Source organism: Streptomyces sp. NPDC051569 (genome assembly GCF_044454085.1).
Taxonomy (GTDB): domain Bacteria; phylum Actinomycetota; class Actinomycetes; order Streptomycetales; family Streptomycetaceae; genus Streptomyces.
Window position 1 is genome coordinate 52,442 of sequence record NZ_JBITDJ010000025.1, and the last position, 22,466, is coordinate 74,907.

23 protein-coding genes are annotated in these 22,466 nt (G+C 71.7%); 16 read left to right on the top strand and 7 right to left on the bottom strand.

Going from position 1 to position 22,466, the window contains the following annotated elements; genetic code table 11:
* Nucleotides 1–2: 2 nt before the first annotated feature.
* Genes sufC through ACIBAE_RS26580 form a run of 4 tightly spaced genes read left to right on the top strand, consistent with a single transcriptional unit; the run spans nucleotide 3 to nucleotide 2,848 of the window.
* Nucleotides 3–767 carry a Fe-S cluster assembly ATPase SufC gene (sufC, locus tag ACIBAE_RS26565; RefSeq protein WP_399290106.1) on the top strand — a complete coding sequence of 255 codons (765 nt, stop codon included), beginning with the start codon at nucleotides 3–5 and terminating at the stop codon, nucleotides 765–767.
* Entirely contained in the window at nucleotides 764–2,020 is a 1,257-nt protein-coding gene (locus ACIBAE_RS26570) for a cysteine desulfurase (RefSeq protein WP_399290108.1), read from the top strand. The genes sufC and ACIBAE_RS26570 overlap by 4 nt, the downstream gene beginning before the upstream one ends.
* A gap of 19 nt (nucleotides 2,021–2,039) precedes the next feature.
* A complete protein-coding gene (gene sufU / locus ACIBAE_RS26575) occupies nucleotides 2,040–2,513 on the top strand; it encodes a Fe-S cluster assembly sulfur transfer protein SufU (RefSeq protein ID WP_399290110.1) in 474 nt (157 codons plus the stop codon).
* Nucleotides 2,510–2,848: a metal-sulfur cluster assembly factor gene (locus tag ACIBAE_RS26580; protein ID WP_399290112.1), complete on the top strand. Its 339-nt coding sequence runs from the start codon at nucleotides 2,510–2,512 to the stop codon at nucleotides 2,846–2,848. The genes sufU and ACIBAE_RS26580 overlap by 4 nt, the downstream gene beginning before the upstream one ends.
* Nucleotides 2,849–2,948: 100 nt before the next feature.
* On the opposite strand, the gene ACIBAE_RS26585 is transcribed toward ACIBAE_RS26580, so the two are convergent.
* Nucleotides 2,949–4,163, bottom strand: coding sequence for an oxidoreductase (locus ACIBAE_RS26585; protein WP_399290114.1), 1,215 nt, complete (start codon nucleotides 4,161–4,163; stop codon nucleotides 2,949–2,951).
* A 118-nt stretch (nucleotides 4,164–4,281) separates the two neighbouring features.
* Here ACIBAE_RS26585 and ACIBAE_RS26590 point away from each other — a divergent pair, with 118 nt between their 5' ends.
* From ACIBAE_RS26590 to ACIBAE_RS26610, 5 genes are all read left to right on the top strand, one after another.
* Nucleotides 4,282–4,602, top strand: coding sequence for a DMT family transporter (locus ACIBAE_RS26590; RefSeq protein WP_399290116.1), 321 nt, complete (start codon nucleotides 4,282–4,284; stop codon nucleotides 4,600–4,602).
* A complete protein-coding gene (locus tag ACIBAE_RS26595; RefSeq protein WP_399290118.1) occupies nucleotides 4,602–5,138 on the top strand; it encodes a TetR/AcrR family transcriptional regulator in 537 nt (178 codons plus the stop codon). The genes ACIBAE_RS26590 and ACIBAE_RS26595 overlap by 1 nt, the downstream gene beginning before the upstream one ends.
* A gap of 125 nt (nucleotides 5,139–5,263) precedes the next feature.
* Nucleotides 5,264–5,467, top strand: coding sequence for a hypothetical protein (locus tag ACIBAE_RS26600; RefSeq protein WP_399290119.1), 204 nt, complete (start codon nucleotides 5,264–5,266; stop codon nucleotides 5,465–5,467).
* 88 nt (nucleotides 5,468–5,555) lie between these two features.
* Nucleotides 5,556–6,545, top strand: coding sequence for a 2,3,4,5-tetrahydropyridine-2,6-dicarboxylate N-succinyltransferase (dapD, locus tag ACIBAE_RS26605; protein WP_399290121.1), 990 nt, complete (start codon nucleotides 5,556–5,558; stop codon nucleotides 6,543–6,545).
* Between the two features lie 195 nt (nucleotides 6,546–6,740).
* Entirely contained in the window at nucleotides 6,741–8,249 is a 1,509-nt protein-coding gene (locus tag ACIBAE_RS26610) for a hypothetical protein (RefSeq protein WP_399290122.1), read from the top strand.
* A 245-nt stretch (nucleotides 8,250–8,494) separates the two neighbouring features.
* Here the strand turns inward: ACIBAE_RS26610 and ACIBAE_RS26615 are convergent, their stop codons facing one another.
* Complete coding sequence (locus ACIBAE_RS26615; RefSeq protein ID WP_399290124.1) at nucleotides 8,495–9,262, bottom strand: SDR family NAD(P)-dependent oxidoreductase; 768 nt, start codon at nucleotides 9,260–9,262, stop codon at nucleotides 8,495–8,497.
* Nucleotides 9,263–9,728: 466 nt separating this feature from the next.
* Between ACIBAE_RS26615 and ACIBAE_RS26620 the strand changes: the two genes are divergently transcribed.
* The gene (locus ACIBAE_RS26620; RefSeq protein WP_114626100.1) at nucleotides 9,729–9,956 is read left to right on the top strand and encodes a hypothetical protein; all 228 of its coding nucleotides are present in this window, start codon (nucleotides 9,729–9,731) and stop codon (nucleotides 9,954–9,956) included.
* Between the two features lie 173 nt (nucleotides 9,957–10,129).
* On the opposite strand, the gene ACIBAE_RS26625 is transcribed toward ACIBAE_RS26620, so the two are convergent.
* Nucleotides 10,130–11,296, bottom strand: coding sequence for a TerD family protein (locus ACIBAE_RS26625; protein ID WP_399290126.1), 1,167 nt, complete (start codon nucleotides 11,294–11,296; stop codon nucleotides 10,130–10,132).
* Between the two features lie 70 nt (nucleotides 11,297–11,366).
* Entirely contained in the window at nucleotides 11,367–12,176 is an 810-nt protein-coding gene (locus tag ACIBAE_RS26630) for an NAD-dependent epimerase/dehydratase family protein (RefSeq protein ID WP_399290128.1), read from the bottom strand.
* 307 nt (nucleotides 12,177–12,483) lie between these two features.
* On the opposite strand from ACIBAE_RS26630, the gene ACIBAE_RS26635 reads away from it, so the two are divergent.
* From ACIBAE_RS26635 to ACIBAE_RS26645, 3 genes are all read left to right on the top strand, one after another.
* Nucleotides 12,484–13,590: a 5-dehydro-4-deoxyglucarate dehydratase gene (locus tag ACIBAE_RS26635; RefSeq protein ID WP_399290130.1), complete on the top strand. Its 1,107-nt coding sequence runs from the start codon at nucleotides 12,484–12,486 to the stop codon at nucleotides 13,588–13,590.
* Entirely contained in the window at nucleotides 13,587–14,789 is a 1,203-nt protein-coding gene (locus ACIBAE_RS26640; RefSeq protein WP_399290132.1) for a hypothetical protein, read from the top strand. Before ACIBAE_RS26635 ends, ACIBAE_RS26640 begins: the two co-directional genes overlap by 4 nt.
* A 112-nt stretch (nucleotides 14,790–14,901) precedes the next feature.
* A complete protein-coding gene (locus ACIBAE_RS26645) occupies nucleotides 14,902–16,386 on the top strand; it encodes an NCS2 family permease (RefSeq protein ID WP_399290134.1) in 1,485 nt (494 codons plus the stop codon).
* 117 nt (nucleotides 16,387–16,503) lie between these two features.
* Here ACIBAE_RS26645 and ACIBAE_RS26650 read toward each other — a convergent pair whose 3' ends face one another.
* Nucleotides 16,504–16,974, bottom strand: a complete 471-nt coding sequence (locus ACIBAE_RS26650) for a GNAT family N-acetyltransferase (RefSeq protein ID WP_399290174.1) — start codon at nucleotides 16,972–16,974, stop codon at nucleotides 16,504–16,506.
* A 22-nt stretch (nucleotides 16,975–16,996) separates the two neighbouring features.
* Nucleotides 16,997–17,767, bottom strand: coding sequence for an IclR family transcriptional regulator (locus tag ACIBAE_RS26655; protein WP_399290136.1), 771 nt, complete (start codon nucleotides 17,765–17,767; stop codon nucleotides 16,997–16,999).
* Between the two features lie 201 nt (nucleotides 17,768–17,968).
* Between ACIBAE_RS26655 and ACIBAE_RS26660 the strand changes: the two genes are divergently transcribed.
* Nucleotides 17,969–19,501, top strand: a complete 1,533-nt coding sequence (locus ACIBAE_RS26660; RefSeq protein WP_399290138.1) for an aldehyde dehydrogenase (NADP(+)) — start codon at nucleotides 17,969–17,971, stop codon at nucleotides 19,499–19,501.
* Nucleotides 19,502–19,609: 108 nt separating this feature from the next.
* Nucleotides 19,610–20,098 (top strand): GNAT family N-acetyltransferase, encoded by a 489-nt coding sequence (locus ACIBAE_RS26665; protein ID WP_399290140.1) that lies wholly within the window; start codon nucleotides 19,610–19,612, stop codon nucleotides 20,096–20,098.
* Nucleotides 20,099–20,307: 209 nt separating this feature from the next.
* Here the strand turns inward: ACIBAE_RS26665 and ACIBAE_RS26670 are convergent, their stop codons facing one another.
* Nucleotides 20,308–21,201 (bottom strand): LysR family transcriptional regulator, encoded by an 894-nt coding sequence (locus ACIBAE_RS26670; RefSeq protein ID WP_399290142.1) that lies wholly within the window; start codon nucleotides 21,199–21,201, stop codon nucleotides 20,308–20,310.
* Between the two features lie 121 nt (nucleotides 21,202–21,322).
* Here ACIBAE_RS26670 and ACIBAE_RS26675 point away from each other — a divergent pair, with 121 nt between their 5' ends.
* Nucleotides 21,323–22,390, top strand: coding sequence for an FAD-dependent oxidoreductase (locus tag ACIBAE_RS26675; RefSeq protein WP_399290176.1), 1,068 nt, complete (start codon nucleotides 21,323–21,325; stop codon nucleotides 22,388–22,390).
* Nucleotides 22,391–22,466: the final 76 nt, after the last annotated feature.

The following is a 22,466-nucleotide window of genomic DNA, read 5'->3' on the forward strand; positions in this document are numbered from 1 at the left end:
CCATGGCAACGCTTGAAATCCACGACCTGCACGTCTCCGTCGTAGCCGAGAACGGCCCCCGCGAGATCCTCAAGGGCGTCGACCTGACCGTCAAGCAGGGCGAGACGCACGCCATCATGGGCCCCAACGGCTCCGGCAAGTCGACTCTCGCGTACTCCCTCGCGGGCCACCCGAAGTACACGATCACCGGTGGCACCGTGACGCTGGACGGCGAGGACGTCCTGGCGATGACCGTCGACGAGCGCGCCCGCGCCGGCCTCTTCCTCGCCATGCAGTACCCGGTCGAGGTCCCCGGCGTCTCGGTCTCCAACTTCCTGCGCACCTCCGCCACCGCCGTGCGCGGCGAGGCCCCCAAGCTGCGTACCTGGGTGAAGGAGGTCCGGGAGACCATGGAGCGCCTCCAGATGGACCCGGCCTTCGCCGAGCGCAACCTGAACGAGGGCTTCTCCGGCGGCGAGAAGAAGCGCCACGAGATCCTCCAGCTCGAACTGCTCAAGCCGAAGATCGCGGTCCTCGACGAGACGGACTCCGGTCTGGACGTCGACGCGCTGCGGATCGTCTCCGAGGGCGTCAACCGGGTCCGCGAGAACGGCGAGGTCGGCACCCTGCTGATCACGCACTACACGCGGATCCTCCGCTACATCAAGCCCGACTTCGTGCATGTCTTCGCCCAGGGCCGTATCGCCGAGTCCGGCGGCGCGGAGCTGGCCGACAAGCTGGAGAACGAGGGCTACGAGGCATACGCGAAGGGTGGAGTCGACGCGTGACACAGTGGCCGGGCCTTCTCGACACCGAGGCGATCCGCAAGGACTTCCCCCTGCTGGATCGTGTGGTCCATGACGGGAAGAAGATCGTTTACCTGGACAACGCGGCGACCTCGCAGAAGCCGCGTCAGGTGCTCGACGCCCTCAACGAGTACTACGAGCAGCACAACGCCAATGTCCACCGTGGCGTGCACGTGCTCGCCGAGGAGGCCACGGCGCTGTACGAAGGTGCCCGCGACAAGGTCGCGGCCTTCATCAACGCACCCAGCCGCGACGAGGTGATCTTCACCAAGAACGCCTCCGAGTCGCTGAACCTCGTGGCCAACATGCTCGGCTGGGCCGACGAGCCCTACCGGGTGGACCACGAGACCGAGATCGTCATCACGGAGATGGAGCACCACTCCAACATCGTGCCGTGGCAGCTGCTCTCGCAGCGCACCGGCGCGAAGCTGAAGTGGTTCGGCCTCACCGACGACGGCCGGCTCGACCTGTCCAACATCGACGAGGTCATCACGGAGAAGACGAAGATCGTCTCCTTCGTGCTGGTCTCCAACATCCTGGGCACGGTCAACCCCGTCGAGGCGATCGTCCGGCGCGCGCAGGAGGTCGGCGCGCTGGTCCTGATCGACGCTTCGCAGGCCGCCCCGCACATGACGGTCGACGTGCAGGCCCTCCAGGCCGACTTCGTGGCCTTCACCGGCCACAAGATGTGCGGCCCGACCGGCATAGGGGTTCTCTGGGGCCGGCAGGAGCTGCTGGAGGACCTGCCGCCGTTCCTCGGTGGCGGCGAGATGATCGAGACCGTGTCGATGCACTCGTCGACCTACGCCCCGGCGCCGCACAAGTTCGAGGCGGGTACGCCCCCGATCGCCCAGGCCGTCGGCCTCGGCGCGGCCGTGGACTACCTGAGCGCGATCGGCATGGACGCGATCGCCGCGCACGAGCACGTGATCACCGAGTACGCGGTGAAGCGCCTGCTGGAGGTCCCGGACCTGCGGATCATCGGCCCCACCACGGCCGAGGACCGGGGCGCCGCGATCTCCTTCACGCTCGGCGACATCCACCCGCACGACGTGGGCCAGGTACTGGACGAGCAGGGCATCGCCGTCCGGGTGGGCCACCACTGCGCGCGGCCGGTCTGCCTGCGGTACGGAATTCCCGCGACCACGCGAGCGTCTTTCTATCTGTACTCCACTCCGGCCGAGGTCGACGCTCTGATCGACGGGCTGGAGCATGTCCGTAACTTCTTCGGATGAGGGCTTGAGGGACTGACCCGTGAAGCTGGATTCGATGTACCAGGAAGTCATCCTGGACCACTACAAGCACCCCCACGGGCGCGGTCTGCGGGACGGCGACGCCGAGGTGCACCACGTGAACCCGACCTGTGGTGACGAGATCACCCTGCGGGTGCGGTACGAGGGCTCGCTCGTCGCGGACGTCTCGTACGAGGGGCAGGGCTGCTCGATCAGCCAGGCCAGCGCATCCGTACTGAATGACCTGCTGGTCGGCAAGGAGCTGGCCGAGGCGCAGAAGATCCAGGGCACCTTCCTGGAACTGATGCAGTCCAAGGGCCAGATCGAGCCCGACGACGCGATGGAGGAGGTGCTGGAGGACGCGGTCGCGTTCGCCGGCGTCTCGAAGTACCCCGCCCGTGTCAAGTGCGCGCTGCTGAGCTGGATGGCGTGGAAGGACGCGACGGCCCAGGCTCTGGGCGAGAGCGCGCGGAAGGATCCGAGGGAGACGGCATGAGTGACAACGAGACCCTGACCATGAAACCGGCCTCGGAGGACGAGGTACGTGAGGCGCTGTACGACGTCGTCGACCCCGAGCTGGGCATCGACGTCGTCAACCTCGGACTGATCTACGGCATCCACATCGACGATTCCAACATCGCCACCCTGGACATGACCCTGACGTCGGCGGCCTGTCCGCTGACCGACGTGATCGAGGACCAGGCGAAGGCGGCGACGGACGGCATCGTCAGCGAACTCAAGATCAACTGGGTCTGGATGCCGCCGTGGGGCCCGGACAAGATCACCGACGACGGCCGCGAGCAGCTGCGCGCGCTGGGCTTCAACGTCTGACCGGCTTCCCGGTCGCCTACCGCGAAAGGCCCCACGACCGTTCTCCGGTCGTGGGGCCTTCGCGTGTCCGCTCCCGAGGGATCAGGCGGGTCCCGAGGGATCAGGCGGACGGCTGTCCGGGCGCCGGCGGAGGAGTGGTGTGCCCGCCCGCCGTGGCGGTGATCAGGGCCTGGGCCAGATTCTCCTTGCGGATGCGCTGGTCCATGTAGAGCAGGCTGATCACGAGCTGCGGGAACGTCGCCACCAGCACCTGCCAGATCAGCTGAAAGATCAGCGCCACCGCGAAGAAACCGCCCATCGAAGCCAGGACCTGCCCGACGTCCGGGTCGCTGGGCAGATCGGACGCGCTCATCGTGCCGGGGAACAGCGTCGTCAGGTTGACCAGTTGTCCCACGACGATGCTCGCGGCGGACACCATGAGGCCGGCCAGGCCCGAGATGCCGAAGATCCGCCACCAGGAGCCGCGCACCAGGTGCGTCGAGCGCCGCAGGGCCGCGACCGGGCGCTGGGACTCGATGACGGCGGCCGCCGGAGCGAGACTGAAGCGGATCCAGAGCCAGACCGCGACGGGCGCCAGAGCCAGGTAGCCGAGGAACCCGACCGGCAGGAGCCAGATGAGCTGCCCGAGGTCGTCGTTCACGGCGAACGTGGCCACCGCCGCGGCGACCACCAGCACGAGCAGCACCATCGGGACGATGGCGACCAGTCCGCTGAGGAAGGTGGCTCCGAGCACGGCGGGGAAACGGGACAGGGTCCGGCGCCATACCGCCCCGAACGTGGTCGGCCGGCCCAGGACGGCGGCCTGGACGATCGTGGGGCAGGCGGCCTGCACCATCGCTGTGGCGACCAGGTAGAGGACCATGGCGAAGAGCCAGACGCAGACGAAGGCGATGCCCAGCGGCCGGATGTCGTCCCAGGGCGGGTCCGTCTCACCGGCCGCGTCGACGAGGGCGCGGAGATGGCCGCTGACGGTGGTGTACGCGATCGCCGCCGCGGCCACGACCAGCAGAAGGGCCCCGGCGAACACCGCTGCGACCAGGCCGAACAGCTGCTTCCAGTACCGGCCCATGATCGCCAGGCTGCCGCCGAATATCGCGCCCAGCGTGAGGGGGGCGAGCGGTATCACCCCTGGCTTGGGGGGCGGCGGTGGCATCCAGCCGCCCCAGCCGTAGGGGCCCTGGCCGTAGGGCCCGTTGCCGTGCGGCCCGTTGCCGTGCGGTCCGTTGTCGTCGGGTCCGTTGCCGTGCGGCCCGTTGTCGGCCGGTCCGTTTCCGGGCGGCACGCCGCCCCCGCCCCGCCCCATGTTCTGCGTCACCGCTGTGCTCCGTTCTCTTTCCCCAGTTCAGAGGCCATACCGTAGCTGGTCGGCTGCGTGCGACCGGGCGCCGGACCATTGCGTACGGTCGTACCCATCGATGCGTACACTTGTACGCATGGGATATGGACTACTGGCCGCGGCGATCGCGGCGGAGGTGGCCGGCACGACGGCCATGAAGTACAGCGAGGGTTTCACCAGACTCTGGCCCTCACTGCTGACCGTCGGCGGCTACCTGATCGCCTTCACCCTCCTCGCGCAGACCCTCAAGACCCTCTCCGTGGGGACCGCGTACGCGATCTGGGCCGGCGTCGGCACGGCCGCCATCGCCGTCATCGGCATGCTCTTCCTGAACGAGTCCACCAACATGGTCAAGCTGGCGGGCATCGCCCTGGTGATAGCGGGTGTCGTCGTGCTCAACCTGGGAGGTTCCCACTGATGACCCGTCGTTACGACCCCGACCGGCGCCAGCGCATCATCGACGCCGCGATCCGGGTGGTCGGACGGAGCGGCATCGCCGGGCTGAGCCATCGCACCGTGGCCGCCGAGGCCGACGTGCCGCTCGGCTCCACCACGTACCACTTCGCCTCCCTGGACGAACTGCTCATCGCCGCCCTCCGGCAGGCCAACGAGGGCTTCGCCACCGCCGTGCGGGAGAGCGGCGCCCTCGCCGACCCCGACTGCGACATCGCGGCGGAGCTGGCCCGGATCACGGGGGAGTGGCTCGGCGGGGAGCGCACCGGTGTCGAGCTGGAGTACGAGCTGTATCTCGCTGCTCTGCGCCGGCCCGCGCTGCGCCCGGTGGCGGCCGAGTGGGGCGACGGGGTGGCCGAGGCGCTGGCCCGGCGCACCGACCCCGTCACCGCCCGCGCGCTGGTCGCGCTGCTGGACGGGATCTGCCTGCAGGTGCTTCTCACGGACGCGGTGTACGACGCGGATGACGCGCGCGACCTGCTGGCCCGGCTCATTCCATGAGGCGGGTGCCCGTGTGAGGCGGGTGCCCGTGTGGTGCGAGAGCCGTGTGGTGCGAGGACCGCGTGCTGCGGTGATCTCGGGGTGGGGCTTCCGGGTCTCCGGGAGTGCGGCGGTAGGTTGATCGGATGAGCATTCCGTCGCCGGGGCCTGAGATCACGTATGCCGAGTGCCGGCAGTGCGGCACGCTGATCGCCGGGCTCGACGGCCGCTACAGCTGCGGCGTCTGCGGCTGGGTCAACCACCACTCCGAAGGGCACGGACCGCTGCCCCGCGCCGAGGAGGACATCGACCACGCGGCGGGCGCCGCCGCGGGCAACCGGCTGAGCTGAGCAGAGCCGGGGGACGCCCGGGGGCCTCCCAGGCACCTCACCCGGGACCGGTTCGCCCGCGCCCCGTCCCGCCCGTTAAGTTCTGTGCATGACCGACACGACTTCACCCCGCACCACCGGCGCCGTCGCCGCCGGCCTCGCCACCCTCACCGAGGACGGCACCGTCCTCGACACCTGGTTCCCCGCGCCCGAGCTCTCCGCCGAGCCCGGCCCGGCCGGCACCGAGCGGCTGACCGCCGAGCGCGCCGTGGAACTCCTCGGAGCGGGCGCGGCCAAGGCCGTCGGACCCGACGCGCGCCGCGGGGTCGAGGTCGTCGCCGTCCGTACGGTCATCACCTCGCTCGACGACAAGCCGCTGGACCCGCACGACGCGTATCTGCGCCTGCACCTGCTCAGCCACCGCCTGGTCCAGCCGCACGGCCAGAACCTGGACGGCATCTTCGGACTGCTCGCCAACGTCGCGTGGACCTCGCTCGGTCCGGTCGCCGTCGACGCGCTGGAGACGGTGAGGCTCAACGCCCGCGCCGAGGGGCTGCATCTCCAGGTGACCTCGGTCGACAAGTTCCCCCGGATGACCGACTACGTGGCCCCGAAGGGCGTCCGGATCGCCGACGCCGACCGGGTGCGCCTCGGCGCGCACCTCGCCGAGGGGACGACCGTGATGCACGAGGGCTTCGTGAACTTCAACGCGGGCACCCTCGGCACCTCCATGGTCGAGGGCCGCATCTCGGCGGGCGTCGTGGTCGGTGACGGCTCCGACATCGGCGGTGGCGCCTCCACCATGGGCACCCTCTCCGGCGGCGGCAAGGAGCGCATCGTCATCGGCGAGCGCTGCCTGATCGGTGCCGAGGCGGGCATCGGTATCGCGCTCGGCGACGAGTGCGTGGTCGAGGCCGGGCTGTACGTCACCGCCGGCACGCGCGTCACGCTGCCCGACGGCCAGATCGTCAAGGCCCGGGAGCTGTCCGGCGCGAGCAACATCCTCTTCCGCCGCAACTCGGTCACCGGCGCCGTCGAGGCCCGCCCGAACAACGCGGTCTGGGGCGGTCTCAACGACGTGCTCCACAGCCACAACTGATCACCCCCGAAGAGGGGCGGCGCCCACAGTTCCGCGTGCGCCCTCCACGGCCCGCCGGCCGTCTCCTGGCCCGGCGGGCCGCGGCCGTTCCCGGACCGGACCGGTCGGCATCCCGACCGGCTGACGGGCCGCGGCCCGCCACCCTCGTCTACGCTGGGGCCCGTCTTGACCCGTATGCGCGAGGAGAGCCACCAGATGTCCGGAGACCGCCCCTCCCTGCCGCCGGTGCGGCTGCCCTCGGACCCCGAGCTGGCGCGGGACGCACTGGCCGCCCCCCTGCTCGCCCGCGCCGTGCGCCTCGCCCGCTGGGCCGGGCCGGAGACGCGGGTGGGGGCCGGGGGCGAGCTCGTCGACGAACAGCTCCCCGCCGCGGCGGAGTTGCTCGGTCTCGGCGACGAACTGGAGGAGGGGGACGGCGAGGCGTACGCGAGTGAGGCATGGCGGGTCGCGGTCGACACCGGCCTGGTCGACGTCGAGGACCCGGACGAGGACGCGCACGGAATCGGAGACGGAGACGGAGACGGCGCGGAGGGGCGGGTCACCGCGGGCGAACCGCTCGCACTGATCACCTCCGGCACCCCCCAGGACATCCTCTCGCTCTGGCTCGACGCCCTGGACGTCACCTTCGCGGACGCCACCGCGCCCGTCCTGGACGACCTGGCCGCCGCCATCGGCGACGACGGTGAGATCGACTTCGACTCGCTCGACTGGGACCCGGAGCTGGAGGCGGAGTTCCTGGAGGGCGTCCTCGGCAATCTCTACCTGCTCACCGTCGCGGACGGCGGGGGCGTCGAGGGCCCCGTACCGCTGCCGGTCCTCGCCGCCTCCATGATCGTGCCCGATGACATGGGCGAGCCCACCGACGACATCCTGGAGCAGGTCTCCGAGGCGATGATGCGGCTGGACGACCAGTTCAGGGTGCTGGAGCCGATCGGGCTCGTCTCGTACGTACCGGTGGACGAAGCACTGATGGCGGAGGACACCGAGGACGGCGAGAACGCCCCCGATGCCTCGCCGCCCGTCGACGAGGACGACGTCTCCCGGTACGGCATGGTCCGGCTGACGCCCCTCGGGCTGTACGGCATCAGGTCCCGGATGCTGGAGGCCGGGGTCGACGCGCCCGCCGTCGGCGACCTCGCGGACAAGGACGCGCACGCGCTGCTGGACGGCATCGCGCACTACCCGGAGCTGTCCGCCCGCGCCGAGACGGAACAGTGGCTGGCCGACCGCGCCTCCGCCCCCGCCGACGCCGTGCGGGACCTGCTGGCCGCCGCACGCGGCACGGACGACGACGCCCCGCTGCGCCGCCTCCACTGCCAGCAGGCGCTCTCACTCGTCGGCGCGGAGGCGGAGCCGGCGGTACGGGACGTCCTGGACGACCCGGAGCTTGGCGGCCTGGCCCGCGTCTGGCTCGCCGAACTGGGCGCGGCCGACGTGCCGCCGCCGCCCGAGTCGATGATCTTCTGGCTGGCCATCGACACGATCGCGGCGCAGCTCGACGCCGACGGCGAGCCGGACGAACTCCAGGAACTCGTCGAGGGCCTGGTCGGCCGGCACAGCGGCTTCTTCGAAGCGGCCTGGCGCGTCGACCACCCGGCGACGGCGGACGTCCTGGAGGCGATGGGCCGCCTCCACCGCGACCGTTCGGCCGCGAAGGACGCCCGCAAGGCGGCTTTCAAGGCCCGCTCGCGCGCCGGGAACTGAGAAGCTCGACAGCTGCTGAGCGGCGAACGCGGCGGCTCGGCGGCCGGGTCCCCGTGGGCATCCGGGAGCGGGCAGGCGGAACGGGAGAGGTCCCGCGTCCGCCGTCCCGCGTCCGCCGTCCCGCGTCCGCCGTCCCGCTCCGCCGGGTGCCCACGAGCGGGCCACGAGCGGGCCACGAGCGGGAACGCCCGGTCCCGCGCGGGGTAGCCGCCGTACCGGCTAGCCGCCGTACCGGCGAAGGGGTGTCAGGTGCGCAGGTGCGAGGCGCCGTTGAGGTCCAGGACCGCGCCCGACGACCACTCGGCCAGAGGTGACGCCAGCCACAGCACCGCGTCCGCGATCTCCTCCGCCGAGGCCACCCGGCCGAACGGGCTCTGGGCGCGGATCGCCTCGCCCTCCTCGCCGCTCAGCCGGTGCGCGACGCGTTCCGTGTCGAAGAAGCCCGGGGCGACGGAGGCGACACCGATGCCGTACGGGGCGAGGGAGACGGCCAGGGACTGGCCCAGGGCGTGGACCGCCGCCTTGGTGGCGCCGTAGGCCGGGTGGTCCGGTTCGCCGCGGAAGGCGCCGCGGGAGCCGATGTTGACGATCCGGCCGCCCGCACCCCGGTCGATCATGGAGCGTGCGGCGCGGTGGCTGAGCAGGGCCGTCGCGAGGAGGTTGACGGACAGATGGCGCTGCCAGGTCTCCGCCCACTCCTCGTAGGACGTGGTGGGCAGCGGGTGGCGCTCGTTCACCGCCGCGTTGTTGACCAGGACGTCGATCCCGCCGAGCGCTTCGGCCGCCTCGTCGGCGACCCGCGCCGCCCCGGCCGGGTCCGACAGGTCACCGCCCACCAGCACGTGGCCCGTACCGGCCAGTGATTCCCGGGTCAGCCGGGCGTCGGCCTCGCGGGTGCCGTAGTGGACGGCGACCCGGTCGCCGTTGGCGGCGAAGGCCTGGGAGACGGCGCGGCCGAGGCCCCGGGAAGCGCCGCTGACGAGGACACGGCGGCCGGTGGCGGGCAGGTTCATGGAGCGGGACCTCTCGATGTCCGGCGGTGTTCGAACGCGTTCGTACGCGGGCGGGTGTGTCGGAGCGTAACGCCGAGGAGGCCGCAAGGGCGTCCAGCACCTCTTCGGGTCCAGCACCTCTTCGGGGCAACGGAGCGGGGCCGTACGTCCCCGTCGCACGTGGCTCCGCCACCAGTGCTTCCGGCCGCCCCGCGATCACCCGCACCGGACGCCGCTCCTGGTGCCGCGGCGGGCGGACATCTCCGGTCGCGGCACCAGGAACCGGGCATCGTGGCGGCTGCCACGGGCCCCTGGAAGTGTTCACCGGGCCGCTGGCGGGGTTCCGGCGGGTTCGTCGATGAGAAAAAAATCGGAGAGGGCGCGGGGCGGCTGACGGGCCGCTGAGCGGCCCTGGAAGGGGTGATCAGGAGGCTCGTCGGATGACGGGCATGGCGCGGCGGGGCCCATTGGGCGCATACTCCAAGTAATGACAAAGTCAGCCGGATCCCGGCGCCACCTGCCGTCCAGTCCCTTCAACCGCCAGGCCCCGGCCTCACCCCCGCCCGAGCAGTTCGATGTGGGGGACCGTGTCTCCCACGACCAGTTCGGGTTGGGAAGAGTCATCGGAGTCGAGGGCGAACATGCCGTGCTCATCGATTTCTCCGGGCGACAGGGAAGGATCCTGAGCCCCTTCTCCAAGCTCACCAAGCTCTGAAGCCGAGCCGTAAGGCCGAGCCCCCGGGCCGCCGCGGATCCTGAGGGATCGCGGCGGCCCGCAGGGGCGCCCTCATCAGCGCCGTTCAGCCCTGCGTGCGCTTTTCGCCCTGTGGGCCCTTTTTCCGGGGCCCCGGCGGTCGTCCGGTGCCCTCCGAGGGCCCGCAGCGGGCCTCAGAGGACCTTCGTGGCGGGCTTCACCATGCCGCGCACCGTCCGGGACTTCACGAACTCGCCGAGGCCGGTCATCTCCCACTCGCCGGAGAACTGCTTGATGAGCTTGGCCATCATCACGCCGGTCTGCGGCTCCGCGCTGGTCAGGTCGAAGCGCACCAGTTCCTCGTCGGTGGCCGCGTCGATCAGCCGGCAGTACGCCTTGGCGACCTCGGTGAACTTCTGGCCGGAGAACGAATTGACCGTGAAGACCAGCCCCGTCGCCTCGGCGGGAATCCGGCCGAGATCGACGACGATCACCTCGTCGTCGCCCGCGCCCTCACCGGTGAGGTTGTCGCCGGAGTGCTTGACGGCCCCGTTGAGGATGGAGAGCTTGCCGAAGTAGCAGCTGTCCAGATGCTCGCGGTTCGGCCCGTAGGCGATCACGGAGGCATCGAGGTCGATGTCCTTGCCGCGGTACGCGGGCTCCCAGCCGAGGCCCATCTTGACCTGGGAGAGCAGCGGGCGGCCGCCCTTGACCAGGGACACCGTCTCGTTCTTCCGGAGACTGACCCGGCCCTTGTCCAGATTGATCTTGCCGCTGCCGGGCGCGGCCGCCGCCGGAGGAGCGGCCGGCGTGGTGGCCGGCACCGGGGGAGCGGCGGGCATCGGCGGTGCGGCGGCCGGCTCCTCGACCGAGACACCGAAGTCGGTGGCGATCCCGGCGAGTCCGTTCGCGTATCCCTGGCCCACCGCGCGGACCTTCCACACGCCGCCCCGCTGGTAGATCTCCACGACCACCAGCGCCGTCTCGGTGCCCAGCCGTGGCGGGGTGAAGGTGGCGATCGCACCGCCGGTCGCGGCGTCGCGGACCGTGGCGGTGGGCTCGATGCCCTGGAAGCTCTGCCCGTCGGCGTCCGGGCTCGCCGTGACGACGATCTTCTCGATGCCGGGCGGGAGGGCGGAGGTGTCGACGACGATCGCGTCGGGTGCGGCGCCCCCGCCGGACCGGTAGGTCACGCCGGGGCCCGCCGGCTGGTTGTAGAAGATGAAGTCGTCGTCTGAGCGCACCTTGCCGTCGGCGGTGAGCAGCAGGCCCGATACGTCGAGCCGCACCGGAGCGGCGACGTCCACGGCCACGTGGGCGGTGGGGAGGGGGATGTTCGAGCCGGGGGTCATAGCTGTCATGACGGATGTAACGAGCGACTCCGCTTTACCGTTCCCTTACCTACCGCCGATCGATTCCCGCCCGGCGCGGTCACCGAGGCCACTGCGGCGGGTGGGTGGTGAAGTGGCCGCCGAGGTGCGCGTGGTCGGGGTTGCCGGGGTCCAGTTCGCCCTGTTCCGCGACGAGCTTCGCGGCGTACGGCTCCGAGTCGTCCCGCGGCTCGTACCCCAGCGCCCGCGCGCCGCTCAGGTCCCACCAGAGCCGGGTGTTGGCGGACGAGCCGTAGACGACGGTGTGGCCGACGTGCTCGGCGGTCAGGGCCGCGTGGAAGAGCCGGGCGCCGTCGGCGGGGCTCATCCATACCGAGAGCATGCGCACCGACACCGGCTCCGCGAAGCACGAGCCGATCCGGACGGAGACGGTCTCCAGGCCGTGCAGATCCCAGTAGAGCTGCGCGAGATCCTCGCCGAAGCACTTGGAGAGCCCGTAGTAGGTGTCCGGGCGGCGCGGCGTGTCGACCGGGATCAGCGGGTCGTCGCCCTGGGGGCGCGGGGTGAACCCCACCGCGTGGTTGCTGGAGGCGAAGACCGTGCGCCGGACGCCTTCCGCGCGGGCCGCCTCGTAGAGGTTGTACGTCCCCTCGATGTTGGCGCGCAGGATCTTGTCGAAGGAGGCTTCCAGGGAGATGCCCGCCAGGTGGATGATCGCGTCGACGCCCTTGACAGCCTCGCGCAGCGCCGCCTTGTCCGCGAGGTCGGCCGTGATGGCGTCCGGCTCGTCCGCGATGGGCTGGGAGTCGAACAGACGCAGCTCGTAGCCGTACGCGGGCAGCAGGCCCCGCATCAGGGTGCCGAGGCCGCCGGCGGCGCCGGTGAGCAGGACGGTGCGGGGTGCGGGCATGAGCGGGGCTCTCCTCGACGGCTCGGACATGGATCACGGCGCATCGCGGCGCAGCACGGTGTACCACGATGGTGGAAACGGGTCGGACTCAGATCCGTAGACGGAATTCACATGCGTGGACACGCTAAGGACTGGGTCGACGCAGCGTCAAGTGTCCTGTGGAGGTGGCGAATCCGTGTCCACCTGGCGGTGTCCTGCCTTGACCTGCGCCGCGCGGCTGCCCTAGCGTGGCAGCGTTCAGAGATATGGACGTCGATCAGAATTGTGCACGGGCGTCGGCGCTCGCTGCACGGCCCAGGGAGCGCCCGTGACCTCAGCCCCGCTTGCCGGCCGTCTCACCCGAGTGGACGGGCCGCTGTTCTTCCCCGTCACCGCCTACGGGCCCGACGGCAGCCCCGACCTCGACGTCTTCCGCGCGCATGTCCGCCGCGGCATCGACGCGGGAGCCGCCGCGGTCTTCGCGTGCTGCGGCACCGGCGAGTTCCACGCGCTCACCCCGGAGGAATTCCGCGACTGCGTCACCGCCGCCGTCGAGGAGACCGGAGGCCAGGTGCCCGTCGTGGCGGGCACCGGCTACGGCACGGCGCTCGCGATCCAGTACGCGAAGACCGCCGAGGAGGCCGGTGCCGACGGGCTGCTCGCCATGCCGCCCTATCTGGTCGTCGCCGACCAGGAGGGACTGCTGCGCCACTTCACCGCGCTGGCCGCTGCCACCGCCCTGGAGACCATCGTCTACCAGCGGGACAACGCCGTCTTCACCCCCGAGACCGTTGTCGGCCTGTCCCGCGTCGACGGCATCATCGGCCTCAAGGACGGCTACGGCGACCTCGACCTGATGCAGCGCATCGTCAGCGCCGTACGCGGAGAGGAATCCGGCCGGGACTTCCTCTACTTCAACGGTCTGCCCACCGCCGAACTCACCGGCCTCGCCTACCGGGGCATCGGGATCACCCTCTACTCGTCCGCCGTCTTCGCCTTCGCCCCCGACATCGCCCTCGCCTTCCACCGCGCGCTGACCAGCGGCGACGACCGGACGGTCAACCGGCTGCTCGACGGCTTCTACGCGCCGCTGGTCGAACTGCGCAACCTCGGCCGCGGCTACGCCGTCTCGCTCGTCAAGGCGGGGGTGCGGCTCGGCGGCCTGGAGGCCGGCGGGGTGCGGCCACCGCTGAGCGAACCTCTCCCCTCCCACGTCAAGGAACTCGCGGCTCTCATCGAGCGGGGCCGGGCCCTCCTCGGCAACGGCGCGGAGGACGGCGGTACGGAGGACGGCGGTACGGAGGCCGGTGACGCCGAGGCCGGTGACGCCGAGGCCGGTGACGCCGAGGCCGGTGACGCCGAGGCCGGTGACGCCGAGGCCGGCGGCACGCGGGACGGCGGTACACGGGACGGCAGTACGGAGGCCCGCGCGTGAAGACCTCCGCCTTCCTCTACCCCTGGGACGTGACAGGCGACCCGGACGCCGCCGCCAGGATCGTCGGCCTGGGCGTCGAACAGGTCACCCTCGCCTCCGCCTACCACTCCACCCGCGCCCTGACCCCGCGCCATCCGCGCCACCGCGTCGTCACCGCCGGACACGCCGCCGTCCTCTACCCCCCGGACGACACCCGCTGGGCGGGCCGCGAACTCCGTCCGTACGCCTCCGGCGCCTGGGCCCCCGGCGACGCGTACGGCGAGGCGGCCGCCGCGCTGGCCGACGCCGGTCTGGAGGTGCACACCTGGGTCGTCCTCGCGCACAACTCCCGCCTGGGCGCCGAGCATCCGGACACCTCCGTGGTCAACGCCTACGGCGACCGCTACCCCTGGGCGCCCTGCGTCGCGCGGCCCGCCGTCGCCGCGTACCTGGTGGAGCTGGCCGCCGAGGCCGCCGTACGCCCCGGGGCGCGCGGCACCGAGCTGGAGTCCTGCGGCTGGTACGGCCTCGCGCACCTGCACGCCCACGACAAGACCGGCGGCGTCGGCCTCGGCGACGCCGCCCAGTACCTGATGTCGCTCTGCTTCTGCGGAGTCTGCCGGGAGGGCTACGCCGGGCTGGGTACGGACCCTGACGAGCTGGCCGCCGCCGTACGGTCCGCCCTGGAGCCGCTCTGGCGCGGCAGGGCGGACACGGGAGCGGCCGGGGCGGGATGGGCCGCCGTCGAGAAGCTGCTCGGCGCGGATCTCGCCGCCGTCACCCTCGACTGGCGCGGCAGGACCGCCCGTACGCTCCAGGAGTCGGCGGTCGCGGCCGTGCGGGCGGCGGCCGGTCCGGGTTTCCAGGTGCTGCTGCACGCCGACCCCGCGCCGTACCGCACCGGGGCCAACGCCGGCGTGGACCCGGCGCACATCCTGGGCGTCGCGGACGGTGTCGTCCTGCCCTGCACCGGAGGCGCGGCCGAAACGATGCTGAGCCCCTTCGCCGCTCATCGCACCGACGCCTCCGTACTGGCCGCCAACTTCACCGTCGTCAGCGGCATGGGCGGAAGCCCGGCCACGCTCGCCGAGGACGCCGCGCGGGCGCGGGCGCTCGGGGCGGGCGAACTGCGCCTGTACCACGCGGGACTGGCCTCGGACGGGGACCTGACGGCCGTCGCGTCCGCTCTGTCACGCCTGGGCACGGGAAGGCACATCTGAACAGCGGTCCGGCGCGGCGGTCTTAACACGCCGAAAACCTGAACTGGCCCTGACAGGTGGACAATCCAGCTACCCAGCTAGCATCGCAACCCGTCACCCAGCGAGGAGAGCCATGCCAGGCCGCACCGTGGACGAGAGGTCCGAGCCGTCCGAGACGCCAAAAACGCCGGAGACGCCCGATGGCGCGAGGCCGGCCGGGCGCGGTGCACTCGACCGGTACTTCAAGATCAGCGAGCGTGGTTCGACCTATGGGCGGGAGATACGCGGCGGCTTCGCCACCTTCTTCACGATGGCCTACATCCTGGTCCTCAACCCGATCATCCTCGGCAGCACCGAGGACAAGTTCGGTGCCCACCTCTCCGGTCCCCAGCTCGTCACGGTCACCGCGCTGGTGGCCGCCGTGATGACCGCGATCATGGGACTCGGCGGCAATCTGCCGCTCGCGATCGCCGCCGGACTCGGCCTCAACGCCGTCGTCGCCTTCCAGCTCGCGCCCCTGATGAGCTGGCCCGACGCGATGGGGCTCATCGTGCTGGAGGGGCTGCTGATCTGCGCGCTGGTCGTCACCGGCCTGCGCGAGGCGGTCATGAACGCCATCCCCGGACCGCTCAAGCAGGCCATCAGCGTCGGCATCGGCCTCTTCATCGCCTTCATCGGCTTCATCGACGCGGGCTTCGCCACCCGTATCCCCGGCGAGAGCGGCTCCACCCCGGTCCAGCTCGGCGCCACGGGACAGCTCTCCGGCTGGCCCGTTCTGGTCTTCTGCCTGGGGGTGCTGCTCACCGTCGCGCTCGTCGCCCGCAAGGTGCGGGGCGCGATCCTGATCGGCATCGTCGTGACGACCCTCGTGGCGGTCCTCATCAACGAGATAGCGGACATCAAGCCCGCCGCCTGGGGACTGACCGTGCCGTCCGTCCCCCATGACCTCGTCGCCGCCCCCGACTTCGGTCTCGTCGGCGCCTTCAGCCTGTTCGGCGCTTTCCAGCAGATCGGCGTGGTCACGCTCGTCCTGCTGGTCTTCACCCTCATCCTGAGCGACTTCTTCGACACCATGGGCACCGTCGTCGGCGTCTCCAACGAGGCCGGACTCCTCGACGAGGACGGCAGGGTCCCGAACCTCGGCCGCGTCCTGCTCATCGACGGCGCGGCGGCGGTACTGGGCGGCGCGGCCTCCGCCTCCTCCAACACCTCGTACATCGAGTCGGCCGCGGGCGTCGGCGAAGGGGCCCGCACCGGCTTCGCGTCCGTCGTCACCGGCGGCCTCTTCGGGCTGTCGCTGTTCCTGGCGCCGCTCGCCCTGGTCGTCCCGGCGCAGGCGGCGGCCCCGGCGCTGGTCGTGGTGGGCTTCCTGCTGATGTCGCAGGTGCGGCACATCGACTGGGAGAAGTACGAGATCGCCGTCCCGGCCTTCCTGACGATCGCCGTCATGCCCTTCACGTACTCCATCACCAACGGCATCGGCGCCGGCTTCGTCGCGTACGTGGTCATCAAGACGGTGCTCGGCAAGGCGCGTGAGGTGCACTGGCTGCTCTGGGGCACGGCAGCGCTCTTCGTCGTCTACTTCGCGATCGACCCGATCGAGCAGTGGCTCAACTGACCTGTCGGCAACCACCCGCTCGGCGACCGACCACGACAAAGGGCATACGAGGTGAGGGAGCGGCGCCCGGGGAGCGTGGCTCTCTCCGAGGCCTCCCCATCGCCTCGCGCGCCGGGCTCACACCTCCAGCGTGAGGACCAGTTCGTCGGTCTCCTCCCCGCGCCCCGCGGCGAAGCTCCGGTCGCGCCCGCTGACCGTGAATCCGCATTTCCGCAGCACCCGGACCGAGCCCGCGTTGTCGGCGGCGGCGCGGGCGAGCAGCGGTCGTTCCGGTACGGCGGCGAGCAGGGCACGCAGCGCGGCGCTCGCGATGCCGCGGCCCCAGTGGGCGCGGTCGATCCAGTAGGTCACCTCGCGCCCCCCGAGCGGTCCGTAGACCGCCACATGGCCCACCACATCGTCGTCCGCGAGCACGGTGCGCAGGACGTCGGCCGAGTCCAGGATCCGTTCCCAGTGGGCGTCGAAACGGTCCCGGTCGGCGGGGTCCGCCGTGGTGAAGGCGGCCATCCGGTTCGCCTCGGGGTCCTGTATCATCTCGAAGAAGAGGGGCAGATCGCAGGGCCGGACCTCGCGCAGCCGTACGTCCATCAGAGCCACCGCCGTCCGTTCATCAGAGCCTCCGGGTCGCGAGGGTGAGCCGGTCACGCGCGTCGAACAGCGCGTCCTTGACTGTCTGCTCGTGCCCCGGCGTGAGCCGGGCAACCGGCACGGAGCAGCTGATCGCGTCGCGCGCCGGGGTGCGGTAGGGGATGACGATGCCGAAGCAGCGCAGCCCGAGGGTGTTCTCCTCGCGGTCCACGGCGTAACCCTGCTCGCGGACGGCGTGCAGCTCCTCGATGAGCTTCTCGCGGTCGGTGATGGTGTGCTCGGTCAGTGCCGGCAGGGTCTCCGGCAGCATCGTGCGCACCTGCTCGTCGCTGTGGGTCGCGAGCAGCGCCTTGCCGAGCGAGGTGGAGTGGGCGGGCAGCCGGCGGCCGACGCGGGTGAAGGGCCGCAGGTAGTGCTGGGACTGGCGGGTCGCGAGATAGACGACGTTGGTGCCGTCGAGGCGGGCGAGGTGGATGGTCTCGGTGGTGTCGTCGGAGAGCCGGTCCAGGGTGGGGCGGGCGGCGGCGACGACCTCGTCACCGTCGATGTACGAGGTGCCGACCAGCAGAGCGCGTACGCCGATGCCGTACCGCGTGCCCGTCGCGTCCGTCTCCACCCAGCCCAGCTCGACCAGTGTGCGCAGCAGCATGTAGAGACTTGACTTCGGGTATCCGACCGCTTCCTGGACGGCGGCGAGGGAGTGCATGCCGGGGCGTCCCGCGAAGTATTCGAGCAACTCCACGGTCCTTACAGCGGACTTGACTTGTGCCCCACCGGTTTCCGCAGCCGACATCGTCGTCCCTCGCCCCTCTTGCCTTCTCGTCGTGCCTTCTTGACCGCTCTTGACCACACAGAACGCCCGGAAATAGAGTCCCTACAGGTTCACCATCAGGAACTTTGTTCAGAATACCGAACAAGTGGTGATGGATGACAGTGCGAAGCAGTGGACAGCAGTGAATGGCAGAGGTCCGGAAACGCTGGGAAGGAAGCCGCGGTGGCAGCAGCACCAGTCTGGAGTGTCGACCCCCGAACGGGGAAGCCGCGCGAGCACGTCGCGGATGAGGCCACGTCCGAGGAGATCGACCGCGCGGTGCGCGGCGCGTACGCCGCACGGGGAGCGCTGGCCGACCGCACCGCACGGGCCGCCCTCCTGCGTACCGCGGCCGACCTGCTCGACGCGGCGGGCGAGCACGTCATCGAGGCGGCGGACGCCGAGACCGCCCTCGGCCCCGTCCGGCTCACCGGCGAACTCGCGCGTACGACAGCCCAGTTGAGGGCCTTCGCCGAGGTCGTCGACGAAGGCGCGTTCCTCGACGTACGGATCGACCACGCGGACGCGGCCCGCACCCCGCCCTGGCCCGACCTGCGCCGCTGGAAGGTGCCGCTCGGCGTCGTCGCCGTCTACGCCGCGAGCAACTTCCCGCTCGCCTTCTCCGTACCCGGCGGCGACACCGCCAGCGCCCTCGCGGCCGGCTGCCCCGTCATCGTCAAGGCGCACCCCGGCCACCCCGGCACCTCCGAACTGTGCGCGTCCGTACTGCGCCGGGCCGCGGCCCAGGTGGGCCTCCCCGAGGACGTCGTGACCCTGGTGCACGGCTTCGAAGCGGGCGTCGAGCTGGTCACGCACCCGCTGGTCGCCGCCGCCGGCTTCACCGGTTCGGTACGGGGAGGCCGCGCCCTCTTCGACGCCGCCGCCTCCCGGCCCGCGCCCATTCCCTTCCACGGCGAACTCGGCTCCCTCAACCCCGTCGTGATCACCGAGGCCGCCGCCACCGAGCGCGCCGAGCAGATCGGCGCGGGACTGGCCGGCTCGATGACGCTGGGGGAGGGGCAGTTCTGCACCAAGCCCGGCTTCGTGCTGGCCCCGGCCGGAGCGGCCGGGGACCGGCTGCTCACCTCCCTGACGGCGGCCGTCAGCGAGACCGACCCCGGCGTCATGCTCGACCACCGGATGCGGGACGCCTTCGCCGCCGGCGTACGCGAACGGGCCGAACTCCCCGGCGTGGAAGCCCCGGTCACCCCCGGCGCGGGCGGCGAACACACCGTCAGCGCGGGCTTCCTGACCCTCCCGGCGAAGCTGCTCGCGGCCGAAGGCGCGCACGACCTGCTCCTGGAGGAATGCTTCGGCCCGGTGACCGTGGTCGCGCGGTACGCCTCGACCGACGAGATCAGCGCGGTCCTCTCCCGCCTCCCCGGCAACCTCACCGCCACCCTCCAGCTGGCCGAGGAAGAGGCCGACGGCACCGAGCCCGGCGGCGCCGAACTCCTCGCGGAACTCACCCCGCTCGCCGGCCGCGTCCTCGTCAACGGCTGGCCGACCGGCGTCGCCGTCGCCCCCGCCCAGCACCACGGCGGCCCCTACCCGGCGACCACCTCCACCTCCACCTCGGTGGGCGCCACGGCGATCGAACGCTGGCTGCGCCCGGTCTCGTACCAGTCCACCCCGGCGGCACTCCTCCCGCCGGAGCTGCGCGACGCCAACCCCCTGGGGCTGCCGCGCCGCGTCGACGACCGGCCGGAGAGCTGACCCCCGAAGGCCGACGAGATCGCGCGCGGGCCGGGCCCCATCGCAACCGGGGCCCGGCCCGCGCGCGTCCCTCTCCCCATGATCCGACCCGCGCGCGTCCCTCTTCCCGTGATCCGACCCGCCGCTCTCCACGACCTCGACGCCATCGCCAACCTCCACGCCGAGGCGCGCGCCACCTACTACCGGGGCCACATCCCGGACGCCGACTTCGAGGGCCCGGCGGAACGGGCCCGTACCCGCGACAGCTGGTCCGGCGCCCTCGTCCGCGACGAACCGGGCGCGGCGGTGCTCTGCGCGGAGCGGGGGGACACGCTCACGGGCATCGCCGCGTACCGCGCGGTCGACGGCGTCACGACCCTGACCCAGCTCCACGTCTCCCCGGCCCGCTGGCGCCAGGGCATCGGCACCGCCCTGCATACGGCCTGCGTCACCGCCTGGCAGCGCGCCGGCATCCGCACGGCCCGCCTGGAGGTGTACGAACACAACACGCGCGCCCAGGACTTCTACGCCACCCAGGGCTGGCGACCGGACCCCGACCGCCCCCGCCACGACACCCACCTCGTCCTGCGCCTGGACGTCCCGCAGGCCGGGAACTGACACGCGGGGCGGGGGCGTGCCGTCTCAGGAAGCGGTGAACTCGACGTGGCCCTGGACGCGCGGGAGATGACGGAGGTGGTCGACCGCCGCGTGTACGTCCGCCGCCGACAGGCCGCCTGGCACGACACCGCACGGTGACCATCGCCCTGTCGCCCCCCTGTCGCCCCCCTGTGGGCCGCCCTGTCGCCGCCGGTGCCGCCTTCAGCGGATCAGCGGTGACGGGCCGGGCGTGGTGCGATCAGGGGGAGCAGCAGGTTCACCACGCGCAGATCGGCGGTCGGGTTGTATGCCAGCGCGAGCGGGACCGTCGGAACCGGCGCGGTGAGGTGGCGCAGCCGGACGCCGGGGACGCGCAGGGCATGGGCGCGGCCCGCCGGGACGGCCGAGATGCCGTGGCCGGCGGCGACGGCGAGGAGGAGTTGCTCGTCGTCCGGCTCCTCACCGACGATGCGGGGGCCGGACGGCCAGATCTGATCGGTGATCAGGCGGTGCATTCCGGGGCCGTTCTCCCGGGGAAAGAGGAGCACGGGTTCGTCGGCGATCTGTTCCCGGCTGATCTTTGTGCGTAAAGCGGCGAGAGGATGCCGGGCCGGTAGCGCGAGAAGCAGTTCTTCCTCGGCCAGTACGCGGTATACCAATTCCGGCGCTTCGTCGATCGGTGGTCTGATGAAGGCCGCGTCCAGACGGCCCGCGCGCAGTTCGGCGACATTGTGTGCCGTCCATCCGGTCTGCAGGGTCAGTTCGATGTCACGGAATTGAGTGCGGAAAGCGGTGACCAGGGCATCGGCCACCCCGCCGCGCGCCGAGCGCGTGTAGGCGAGCCGCAGACGGCCGGACCGGCCGCGTACCGCCGCCTGGATACGTTCCTCGGCGGCGGAGACCTGGCGCAGCAGGCGCGTGGCCTCCTCGGCGACCACCAGGCCGACCGGCGTGAGCGAGCAGCCCTTGGTCTCGCGGAGGATGAGGCGGGCGCCGATCTGCCGCTCCAGCGCCTGGATCTGCTGGCTCAGGGCCGGTTGGGCGATATGCAGCCGCCGGGCGGCCCGGGTGAAGTTCAACTCGTCGGCCAGCACGGCGAAATAGCCCAGCCTTCGTAAGTCCATGAACCGATCGTAGGCGGCATGACCGGCCATGTTCCCAGACGTGTTTTCGGTCCCCCGATAAGCGGGGCGTATCGGGCTCGCGGAAAAGCGTCTTGGACACCTCCCCGGTCCTGCGGGCTTCCTGGAAACACATCCGGAGGCCAGGGGGCGAGCCGGACGAGTTCGGGAGGGAACCATGAACGCGGATGTCGTGGTTGTCGGCGCTGGAGTGATCGGACTGACCACAGCGGTACGGCTGGCGGAACAGGGCGCGCGGGTCACGGTGGTGACCGACGAGGCGCTCCCCGCCAGGACGTCGTCGGTCGCGGCCGCCGTCTGGTACCCGACCGGTATGCCCGCCACTCCGGAGATCACGACCTGGGCGTCGGCCACGTACGCCGAGCTGTCCCGCCAGGCCGCCGACGGCGTCCCCGGCGTGACCATGGGCCCGTGCCGGATGTACACCGCCGACAGCCCGGAGCGCGCATCCGGTTTCCCGTGGTGGGCGGTGGCGGTGCCCGGCTTCCGCCGGCTGCGCGCGGGGGAGGGCGCGGGGGAGCGGACGGAGCGGACGGCTGAGCAGCGGACTCAGCGGTGGACCGAGGGCTGGGCCTTCGACGCGCCGACCGTCGAAATGCCGCTCTACCTGGGCTGGTTGGCGGAACGCTTCCGGCAGGCGGGCGGAACGCTGCTGTACCGCCGTGTCGACCGCCTGGCCCGGGCCGCCGAGTGGGGCGCGCTGATCGTCAACGCGGCCGGGCTGGCGGCGGGCGCGCTCTGCGGGGACACCACCATGTCGCCGGTACGCGGGCAGTTGGTCATCGTCGCGAACCCCGGTCTGCGTACCTCCCTGCGGGTCCAGGACCACCCCGACGGCTACACCTACGTGCATCCGCGCGGCAGGGATGTCGTGCTGGGCGGTACGTTCGAGACCGGCCGCTGGGACACGGCCGCCGACCCGGCCACCGCCTCGGCGATCCTGCGCCGCTGCACCGCCCTCGAACCCCGGCTGGCCGGGGCCACCGTCCTCGCCCACCCGGTCGGCCTGCGCCCGCATCGCGCGGGCGGCGTGCGACTGGAGCGGGACGACCGGCTGCTGCCCGGCGTGCGCGTGGTCCACGACTACGGCCATGGCGGCTCCGGCGTGACCCTGTCGTGGGGATGCGCGGACGAAGCGGCGGCGCTGGCGTCCGGGGCGGAGGCCGCCTGACGGGCGGTGCCCGCCGAGCTGCCTGCCGAACCTGGCGAGCGGCCCGCCGGGAGGGGCAACCCACCCGGACGAGCGG

Excerpts from the sequence above, each read along its gene's own strand:
- ACIBAE_RS26615 (WP_399290124.1), bottom strand. The coding sequence starts at position 9,262 with ATGAACCTGCCCGCCACCGGCCGCCGTGTCCTCGTCAGCGGCGCTTCC.
- ACIBAE_RS26650 (WP_399290174.1), bottom strand. The coding sequence starts at position 16,974 with ATGGACGTACGGCTGCGCGAGGTCCGGCCCTGCGATCTGCCCCTCTTC.
- dapD (WP_399290121.1), top strand. The coding sequence starts at position 5,556 with ATGACCGACACGACTTCACCCCGCACCACCGGCGCCGTCGCCGCCGGC.
- ACIBAE_RS26630 (WP_399290128.1), bottom strand. The coding sequence starts at position 12,176 with ATGCCCGCACCCCGCACCGTCCTGCTCACCGGCGCCGCCGGCGGCCTC.
- ACIBAE_RS26610 (WP_399290122.1), top strand. The coding sequence starts at position 6,741 with ATGTCCGGAGACCGCCCCTCCCTGCCGCCGGTGCGGCTGCCCTCGGAC.
- ACIBAE_RS26580 (WP_399290112.1), top strand. The coding sequence starts at position 2,510 with ATGAGTGACAACGAGACCCTGACCATGAAACCGGCCTCGGAGGACGAG.
- ACIBAE_RS26620 (WP_114626100.1), top strand. The coding sequence starts at position 9,729 with ATGACAAAGTCAGCCGGATCCCGGCGCCACCTGCCGTCCAGTCCCTTC.
- ACIBAE_RS26625 (WP_399290126.1), bottom strand. The coding sequence starts at position 11,296 with ATGACAGCTATGACCCCCGGCTCGAACATCCCCCTCCCCACCGCCCAC.
- ACIBAE_RS26670 (WP_399290142.1), bottom strand. The coding sequence starts at position 21,201 with ATGGACTTACGAAGGCTGGGCTATTTCGCCGTGCTGGCCGACGAGTTG.
- ACIBAE_RS26600 (WP_399290119.1), top strand. The coding sequence starts at position 5,264 with ATGAGCATTCCGTCGCCGGGGCCTGAGATCACGTATGCCGAGTGCCGG.
- ACIBAE_RS26595 (WP_399290118.1), top strand. The coding sequence starts at position 4,602 with ATGACCCGTCGTTACGACCCCGACCGGCGCCAGCGCATCATCGACGCC.
- ACIBAE_RS26655 (WP_399290136.1), bottom strand. The coding sequence starts at position 17,767 with ATGTCGGCTGCGGAAACCGGTGGGGCACAAGTCAAGTCCGCTGTAAGG.
- sufC (WP_399290106.1), top strand. The coding sequence starts at position 3 with ATGGCAACGCTTGAAATCCACGACCTGCACGTCTCCGTCGTAGCCGAG.
- ACIBAE_RS26645 (WP_399290134.1), top strand. The coding sequence starts at position 14,902 with ATGCCAGGCCGCACCGTGGACGAGAGGTCCGAGCCGTCCGAGACGCCA.
- ACIBAE_RS26590 (WP_399290116.1), top strand. The coding sequence starts at position 4,282 with ATGGGATATGGACTACTGGCCGCGGCGATCGCGGCGGAGGTGGCCGGC.